At 57.8% G+C, this 9054-nt stretch carries 5 protein-coding genes; 2 read left to right on the top strand and 3 right to left on the bottom strand.

The annotated features are described in order from the left end of the window. The first annotated feature begins 31 nt into the window (after positions 1-31). The gene (locus K1Y02_22960; GenBank protein ID MBX7259240.1) at positions 32-3256 is read left to right on the top strand and encodes a right-handed parallel beta-helix repeat-containing protein; all 3225 of its coding nucleotides are present in this window, start codon (positions 32-34) and stop codon (positions 3254-3256) included. Between the two features lie 101 nt (positions 3257-3357). On the opposite strand, the gene K1Y02_22955 is transcribed toward K1Y02_22960, so the two are convergent. The 3 genes from K1Y02_22955 to K1Y02_22945 all read right to left on the bottom strand — a co-directional run bounded on the left by K1Y02_22955 (position 3358) and on the right by K1Y02_22945 (position 6426). Beyond that, the gene (locus tag K1Y02_22955) at positions 3358-4128 is read right to left on the bottom strand and encodes a hypothetical protein (GenBank protein ID MBX7259239.1); all 771 of its coding nucleotides are present in this window, start codon (positions 4126-4128) and stop codon (positions 3358-3360) included. Positions 4129-4264: 136 nt separating this feature from the next. Beyond that, the gene (locus K1Y02_22950) at positions 4265-5194 is read right to left on the bottom strand and encodes a hypothetical protein (protein MBX7259238.1); all 930 of its coding nucleotides are present in this window, start codon (positions 5192-5194) and stop codon (positions 4265-4267) included. A gap of 32 nt (positions 5195-5226) precedes the next feature. Further along, a complete protein-coding gene (locus K1Y02_22945) occupies positions 5227-6426 on the bottom strand; it encodes an ATP-binding protein (protein ID MBX7259237.1) in 1200 nt (399 codons plus the stop codon). Positions 6427-6651: 225 nt separating this feature from the next. Here K1Y02_22945 and K1Y02_22940 point away from each other — a divergent pair, with 225 nt between their 5' ends. After that, the gene (locus tag K1Y02_22940) at positions 6652-8823 is read left to right on the top strand and encodes an alpha-galactosidase (GenBank protein ID MBX7259236.1); all 2172 of its coding nucleotides are present in this window, start codon (positions 6652-6654) and stop codon (positions 8821-8823) included. Positions 8824-9054: the final 231 nt, after the last annotated feature.

The raw sequence follows: 9054 nt of genomic DNA, 5'->3' as shown, positions 1-9054 counted from the left end.
ATTCCGTTCATCTCACAGGGGGAGGTGCTTCATGTTCCGTGCCATCGCCGCTGTCTCCATGATGTTTTTCGTTTCGATACTCGCGGTGGCCGAGCCGCAGCCGCCGAAGATCGAGAAACTGGGCACCATCGATTGCGACATGGTGGAAACCACGCCGGTCGTCTTCAATGGCAAGCTCTACCGTTTCGAATACGTTCGCGGTTTCTATTACAAGCCCAATACGACGGGCGACTCCTATTTCCGCTTCGTAGATACCGCAACCGGCGAGTACACCGCGTCGTTTGCAAAGGGATTCGATTTGGGCAGCGCCTTCGCCGACGGCGACACCATGTATGCGTTTGGCATAAACGATTGGGGCGGCTCGAAACTCTCCGTGTTTTGGTCGAAAGACCTCACGAACTGGGAGACAAAGGTCATTCTCGATCTGCCGGGTTGGGAGATCTTCAACAATTCCGTCTGCAAAGGCCCAGACGGATACGTCATGGCATTCGAAATCGGCGCGCCCAAGGAAGAGACGGGCAACGGTTTCACGTCGCGCTTCGCGCGCTCCAAAGACCTCATGAATTGGGAATTGACGCCCTCGGAATGCGTACACCGCAAGGACCGCTACTCGGCCTGTCCCGCGATTCACTTCCTCGACGGCTACTACTACATGATTTATCTTGAAGGCCATCGAGACGCGTACGAGCCGCATATCACCCGTTCAAAGGACCTCATCGCCTGGGAAGACAGCCCCTTTCAGCCCATCGTTCGTCATTCGGAGGCGGACAAGTTGATTGGCAACGCCAAGCTGACCGAGGAGCAACGCCGGTACATCGCGGGCGCGCGCGACCGCAACAATTCGGACTTCGATTTCTGTGAATTCAATGGAAAGACGGTCATCTATTATTCCTGGGGAAACCAGGAGGGGAAGGAGTTTCTCGCGGAGGCGCGGTACGACGGCAGCGTGGCCGACTTCCTCAGGGGATTCTATCCGGATACGACGACCATGCTGTTCGCATCGCCGAACGGCGACGACAAGAACCCCGGCACCGACCTCAGCCCCGTGAAGACTATCCAACGCGCGCGCGACCGGGCGCGAGAGCTTCGCGCGGACGGGAAGATCAAGGATGTGATCGTCTATCTACGCCAGGGCACGTACTACCTTTCGGACTCCGTCGCATTCGGGAGCGAAGACTGCGTAGAGGGCGGAAGCCTCGTCATCCGCAACTACGGCCTTGACGAAGTGATTGTCGCGGGCGGGTCGCAAGTCGGCGGATGGACCCCATACCGCGAGGGGATCTACAAGACCCGCTTCGCCGAGTTTGCCGAGCGCCCGGATGCCCCGGCGCAGATTTTTGAGAATGGCGAACCCGGCATTATGGCGCGTAGCCCCAACGAAGGCTGGTTCCGGTTGTGGAAGCCTATAATCGAACCGACCTGGTCGTTCTGCTATGACCCCAAAGACTTCTATCCCCAGGGGTGGAATACCGCGCAGTTGCAGGTCCATCTCATCATGATGGGCACGTACTTCTCGAACCGATTCGCCGTGCAGCGGCTCGATGTGGCCGAACAACGCATCTACACGGACGGGAAGGCCTCCGATCCCGCGTACAACCCCGTCGACGGGAAGTGCTATCGCCTCGAAAACGCGCTCGAATTGCTCGATGCGCCTGGAGAATTCTACGCGGACCGGAAATCGGGCGACGTGTACTATTGGCCCGTGGCCGGCGATCTCACCAAGGCCGTTATTACGGCAAATACGGCCAAAGGGCTGATTCGCGTCGAGGGAGAGAGTACTGGGAAGCCCGTGCATGACATCGTGTTTGACGGATTGAACTTCCTGGGAGCCGGCAATCAGGTGGTCGTCGCCAACGCCGAAGGCATCGTCATCCGCAATTGCCGGTTCAACTACGCCGGCAACAACGCGGTCGAGTTGGGCACGGGTTGTACGCGCTGCACCGTCACCGGTTGCGAAATTGCCCATCCCGGTATGAACGGCGTCGTCATTCAGTCGGCTTACGACGAACCCCAAAGCGGCCCTGCAACCATCGCCACGCACCACAACACCGTCCACAACAACTACATCCACCACCCCGGACGCTTGTCCATAACGGGTTGCTGCATCATGTTGCAGCGCGCGGGCAACGACAACGTCATTTCCAACAATCTGCTGACCGATTCGCCCAAGTCGGGCGTGCTCATGTTCTCGATGTGGGACCGCCCGCGCGAGTGGGCCGTCATGAACAACAACGTCATCAAGAACAACGACATCGCGCGTTGCGTAACGCGCAGTTGGGACGGCGGCGCGTTCTACATTGGCGCGACCACGGAGAATACCGTCTTCGAAAACAACCGTATTGCCGACGCGTGGTCGTGGTTCAATGCCACGTGGCCCCAGCCTGAGGATCGGCCCAAGGACGATTGTTCCATCGACTTTGACCCCGGCATGACCTACGTCACGCAAATCCGCAACAACCGCGCGTACGGTGCGAACGCGGATAACACCGAGTTCGGACGCTATGAGGACGAAACGCTCCTCGATAACAACTACTTCGAGTCGCCCGTCTATCCGGGGTTCGATTTCCTGAATCCCCCCGGGAATCTCATGGTGAACGGCCGTTGGGAGACCAACAAGCCTTTCGATGCCTCAAAAACGAATCCGGCAGTCGGTCTGACGAAGGATTTCCCCTTCCCCTATCCGAAAGAGATGGATCGACCGCTCACGTTCCCGCTTGTGTGCGGGTTCGAGGGGACGCTTAGTCCGTTTTTCGTGTTCCGCTGCGCGGAAGGCATGCGAAATGCCTTCTTGACCAAAGACATCGTCCACGATGGCGCGCAAGCGTTTTCCATCGACACGGATGTCTGCGCCATTCGCTACAGCCACCCGACGTTTCTATCCAACAAGGTCTCCGTGTGGTTCTACGACGACCCAGCCAAGGCGCGTGCCCGGTGCTTCGCGGCGCTCCGAGGAATGACCGCCACCGAAAACGCCATGGTCGCGCTTGGCGTCGATGGCGCCATCGATGCTATGCATTACATCGTGTGGGAAGGCACAGACCGCGCGTCGGCATCGCCCATCGCCCGGGCCAAGGGTTGGCACGAACTCGTCTTCGCGGTCGTTGACAAGACGGGCCACGGATGTACATTGGCCATAGACGGTCAGGAAGTGGGCCGAGTGCCGGAGTTTAAGTCCTACATGACCATTGACCTTGGCGACCCCAGCTTCAATTCCGATAGCGTTGGACTAGGGTTCGATTCACTCAAATTCGAATAGGTTGCCCTTCCAAGAGGACTCCTTCGATCCCCAGGACGGAACAGTCCTGGGGATCGTCGTTTACTCAGGGTCTTCCGGGCACCAGATTGGTTAAATATGCATTACTCAAAGTAATCTTCTGTTAACGTCACCGAATGGACATCAACCGTAGCTCCGGTCCTTATGACAAATTCACTTAGGCCGATTTCGCTACAGGGATTCCCCCAGTCATACGTGTAACCTAAACGCGTCCACGGATAGCCTCCTTCTCCGTAGGACGACGCTTTCAGATCCTCAAACCATGTAATGTATTCAGGACTCACGACGACGTAGTCGTCCGACGTCTGAAAATCCAGCTCCGCTTCGCTGTCGCTGATCTCAGGGTCGGGTGACGGGCGAAATAGATCCTGCGGGTCCACCCAGAATTCGACGAATCGCGTCTTGCCGCTGTTCGGCGGCAAACCCAGCAACTGCTCCAGCCGTACCACCAGTCCATTGGGCATGCTCTTGCACTCGGCTATGGCAAACTGGACGCCCATGGCCGCCGTCACCCATACATCGCGCGTGGTCATGGTCTCCGCCTTGGCCAAGTCGCTTAGCACAACGGATTTCCCTACTAGGTCGTCGTATCCGGTATACGATGTCCAGGTAACCATCAACACCCGGCTCTCTCCCGGCACCCCCTCCCACGTTACGCGCGGGTTATAGGGGGTGATTGCCAGCAATTCCCGGCTGATTTCGCTCGCTTCCGCCACCTCCGCATCGGCCACCGCCGCCTCGTATGCGGCCTGAAGTTCCGCGTCCGACTTTGGCACCGGACAACCGGACATCACCACGCCCAGAAGCACCACACTCAGCGCCAGCGCAAACCCCTTCCCCGAAATGAAACGCATGCGACTACCCCCGTTGAGAAATTCAGGAAATGAGGGTCGGAGTCGGACTTCGACATAAACCCGCATTCCCCGCAACAACATCGATTAGGACAATTATAACAGATACAAACAAAACTTGGCGGGGACGACGGTGGACTTAGCGTTGCAAGTCTGACGCGGCTACCCGAAACAGACGCACTTCATTGCTGTCGTTGGCGCGTGCACACTCGGCATAGACGTGAAACACGTCTCCCACGCGAAGCCAGTGTGAATACCGCCACGTGAGGTAACGCCCCGGGGTCGAGGTTGTCAGGGCAGGTGCATCTGGCGTCAGGTCGGTGATGCGGCTCAGGTCGAGTGTATAGGCCAAGCCCGTTCCAATATTGTAGTTGGGGTCATGCCACTTGGCGTTCGATCCCTCGTATACGAAGAGGTAACCGATGCCCATCGGCACCACGCTTGCCGGCCGCGTGTAGAAGTTGTGCCAGCCGCCACTCTCCAGGACGGGATTATTGGAGTCCGTGAGCCAACCGAGTCCGTCGGCGCTCGTGAAATGGTAGGTGCGTTCAACGCGGTCAATGCCGATGACGTACATATGCCAGAGGCCGTTGGCGAATACGACAACCGGGTCTTTATACCCAGGCTCGATGCCGTGCCCCCACGTGGCAGGCGGCTCCAGTACCGGGCGCGCGGAAGCGGGGTCTAGACGGCTCGGGTCAGATGCGTCGTCGAACAGAATGATGCGCCAGCCGCCTTCTTCACGAGGGGAGCAGGCATACAACCGGAAAAGCCCGGTGGCCGGGTCAATCACGAGGGCCGGGCGTTCGAAGCCGCGCACACCCGCGTCTTCCCGGCGAATCGCGTGAACGGGTTCAAACCGGATTCCGTCTTCGCTCCTTAGGATTCGCAATTCGAAGCCGCGATACCCCGGCGGCGAGATAGTTTCCCGCATCCGTGCCGCCATCCAGAACGTTCCGTCCGGTGCGCGCACAACGGACGGAGCCCCCGCCCACCAGCCCGGTTCGTCACGGTCAGGTTCGAGAACGACTGAGTAGTCGGTGAATGCCTTTCTCAATGCCTCGAGCATGGAACAGTCTCCGCTGCAGAGTCTGTCTGCGCTTACTCAAACCAATGGGTAACCGGCGTTTCGAAGAACTGTTCAAGCGGGATTCCTCCCCGCCCAACCAGCAGCTTACGATGAACCGCATGTTCGCGACTGAATGCCTCTATCCCTGGCAGACCGGTTCGAGTACGTCCGCTTTTCACTTCAATTGTGACAAGTTTCCTGGCGCGACTCAGCACGAAATCCACTTCGCAATTGCGGCTCGACCAATAGAACAGACCGAAGTCAGAACCAACCGCCGCATTGGCGAGATATGCACCAACAGCCGTTTCAACCAATCGGCCCCAGAACTCGGAGTCGAAACGGGCTTCATCCAGACTCATTCCGGAGCGCGCCGACATCAATGCCGTGTTCATGACCAAGAGCTTGGGACTGGTAGCGCGACGGCGCAGTTCCTGTCCCATGTACTTCTCTACTCCCGTGACCAGGCCCGCGCCGCGCAACAACTGCAAGTAATGCGCCAGAGTGGTCGTGTTGCCCGCATCCTGCAATTGTCCAACCATTTTCTGGTAGGAAAGCACCTGGCCTGAATGCACGCAACCCAATTCGAATAGCCTCCGCAAGAGGGCGGGTTTGTCGACACGCGTCATTAGAAGCACATCGCGCGATATCGAGGTTTCAACCAGAGAATCGAGAACATAGTGTCTCCAACGCTCTGGCTCAGAGACGAGCTCAGCCGCGCCGGGATATCCTCCAAAGAATACATGTTGTTCGACGTTCCATCCAAAGGCTTCACGCATCTCCGGATAGAACCAGTGACGCACGGGAAGGACTTCAAATCTGCCCGCCAGGCTTTCGCTCAACCCCTGATGCACCAGAAGCGGTGAAGAACCCAATACGACCGTACGCAAGGGCAATTCCGCCGTGGTATCTTCATCCCAAAGGCGCTTTACGACTTCCGACCACCCAGGGATCTTCTGAATCTCATCGAGTATTAGCAGCGCACCGGGTCCCTCACCGGCCTTTCGGGCCAGAAGTCGAGCCGTCTCCCATTGTTGCTCCATCCAACTCCGATCCCTAAGGGCCGGATCATCCGCGGAGGCATAATGGCTGGGCAAGCCCGTGGCATTCATAACCTGTCGGGCAAGGGTCGTTTTTCCGGTTTGGCGTGGCCCGGCAAGCACCTGAATGAATCGTCTAGGCTCGTTCAGGCGGCGTGTAAGCTCTTTTACCGCAGCACGTTGAAAGTGCTTCATAGAACCTCATTACAAAATGCTCAATGTACTGAGTAATTTTACTCAATAAAATGAGTGTTATGCAAGTAGAGAATTCCCCCCCGGAGAATTGGCCTGTGTTGCTGCCTGGCTCTGACAGGCATTGGGCAACGACTCTATCATCCATTTTACCCTTGCATACCCTGCCGGATCCGGGCAGTCTGTATTCCGCTTCGTCTGACACTCCTATACGAAGAGGGGGACAACATGAGAATCTGCCATCTTTTCTCGTTGCCTTTGTGTGCGTTTCTGCTAATTCCGTTTGCGTCGGGAGCCGCCTACGCGGACACGGACACGGACACAGCCCCCGCTCCAATTTTGATCACGCCAAACCCCGAGTCTGACTGGTTGATTGGGCCTGTCGATGCGAAGGCACGGGTGACGAAGCACTCCAAACGAAATGAACTCGAACTGACCAACGATCTCCTAACGCGTACGTTCCGGCTTGCCCCGAACGCGGCAACGGTGGGATATCGAAACGGTGTGACGAACACATCGATCCTGCGCGGAGTGAAACCTGAGGCCATCGTCACGCTCGATGGACAACGTATCGAGATTGGCGGACTGAAAGGCCAGCCCGATTACGCCTATCTCGATCCGGAGTGGATTGACGCGCTGACCAATGCGCCCGAGGCCTTTGTGTTCGAGGGATATGAGGAATCGGTGCCCGTCGCCCCGTATCCGTGGGAGCCCAAGCGCCACGCCCCCGCGAACCCGTGGCCGCCGAAGGGTGCGCGAGTCACCATGCACTACGCGCCTTCGGAGCACTGGAAAGCTGTATACGATGGACTGCGAGTTTCTATTGTGTACGAACTCTACGATGGACTGCCCGTCCTTGCGAAGTGGGTCGTAATCGAAAACGGGACATCACACGACGTGATGGTCGACGGCATAGAATCCGAGATACTCGCCGTTACCGAGAACGAGAAGGACCGTGTACACGTGGAGAGCGAATATGCGTTCAACACGATGAACACAACGTTCTGGGGACCTGACGCGGATTATCTCACGCAGGTGGATTACGAATACCGGATGCCCCTACTCCTGACGAGCAAATACCCGCTTGGTCCCGGCGTAAAACTTGCTCCCGGCGAGCGATTCGAGTCTTTTCGGACTTTTGAACTGCTGCAGGACAGCGACGACCGCGAGCGCCGTGGCATGGCGCGCCGGCGCATGATGCGTACGCTCGTGCCGCAAGTGACCGAGAATCCCATCCTCATGCACGTCCGAAATTCCAATTCGGAGTCCTTGCGCCGCGCCGTCGATCAATGCGCCGACGTCGGTTTTGAGATGATCATTATGACGTTCGGAAGCGGATTCGACATCGAGAGTGAAGACGCGGCGTACATCGCGCGCATCAAGGCGGACGCGGATTACGCCCACAGCAAGGGCATCGAACTGGGCGGTTATACGCTCATGACCGCTTCGCGCGACATTAGCCCGGAGTTCAATGTCATCGCGAAAGACACCGGCAAACCGGGCAGCATGTTTGGGCAAAGCGTCTGCCTCGCGAGCGATTGGTCCGATGGATACTTCAAGCGCGTCCTGAATCTCATGGACGCAACGGGCCTGAACGTCATCGAAACCGACGGACCTTTCCATGGCGACACGTGCGCGTCGACCACGCACGCGCATCATCGCGGCTACGAAGATTCGCAATTGCGTCAATGGCAACGCTGTGCGTGGTTCTACCAGGAATGCCGCAAACGCGGAATCTACATCAATACACCCGACTCCTATTACTTCACAGGAAGTAACAAGTGCGCGATGGGGTATCGCGAGACCAACTTCAGCCTGCCCCGCTGGCAACAAATCTTGATCGCGCGGCAGAACATCTTCGATGGCACGTTCGAGAAGACGCCGAGCATGGGCTGGATGTTCGTGCCCCTCGTCGAATACCACGGCGGCGGGGCCGCAGCCACCATGGAGCCGCTTTCCGATCACCTTCTAGAATACGAATGGCACCTTGCGCAGAACTTTGGCAGTGGTGTCCAGGCGTGTTACCGCGGACCGCGCCTCTATGACACCGACGCGACGCGCGCCGTCGTCAAGAAGTGGGTCGACTTCTACAAGGCCCACCGCGCCATCCTCGATTCTGACCTTGTCCACGTCCGCCGCGCCGACGGCGCCGGTCTCGACTGCATGCTGCACGTCAACCCCACGCTCGCAGAACGTGCGCTGGCGATGGTGTTCAATCCAACGGACGAGAAGATTGAAGAGACCATTACGCTGCGGCTCTATTACTCCGGGCTTACGACCATAGCGAAGATTAGCGAGCAAGACGGCAAGGAAAAGGAATACGAGTTGGACCGAGGCTACTGTGCGCGCGTGAAGGTGAAGGTGCCCGCGAAGGGGATTACGTGGCTGGAGGTGCGGTAGCGCTTGGTGATGTGGCTGCCCTTTCCGTGAATATCGGAAGGAAACGCAAAGGCGCTAAGATGATTGCGAGGGTGCCCCTTGAAAAGGGATTCCTTGCTGCTTTTGCGCCTTTGCGACTTCCATGAGAAGGCCTAGTCAAATCCGACGTGGCGGGTTTCGTTGGACGAGCCTGCCTTGCTTCCATACGCACTGCTTAATGCTCGTAACTTGGGCGCGTGCACGATAGGGTCC

The organism is Candidatus Hydrogenedentota bacterium, assembly GCA_019695095.1.
Taxonomy (GTDB): Bacteria; Hydrogenedentota; Hydrogenedentia; order Hydrogenedentales; family SLHB01; genus JAIBAQ01.
This window is presented reverse-complemented; position numbering and strand designations above follow the sequence as displayed.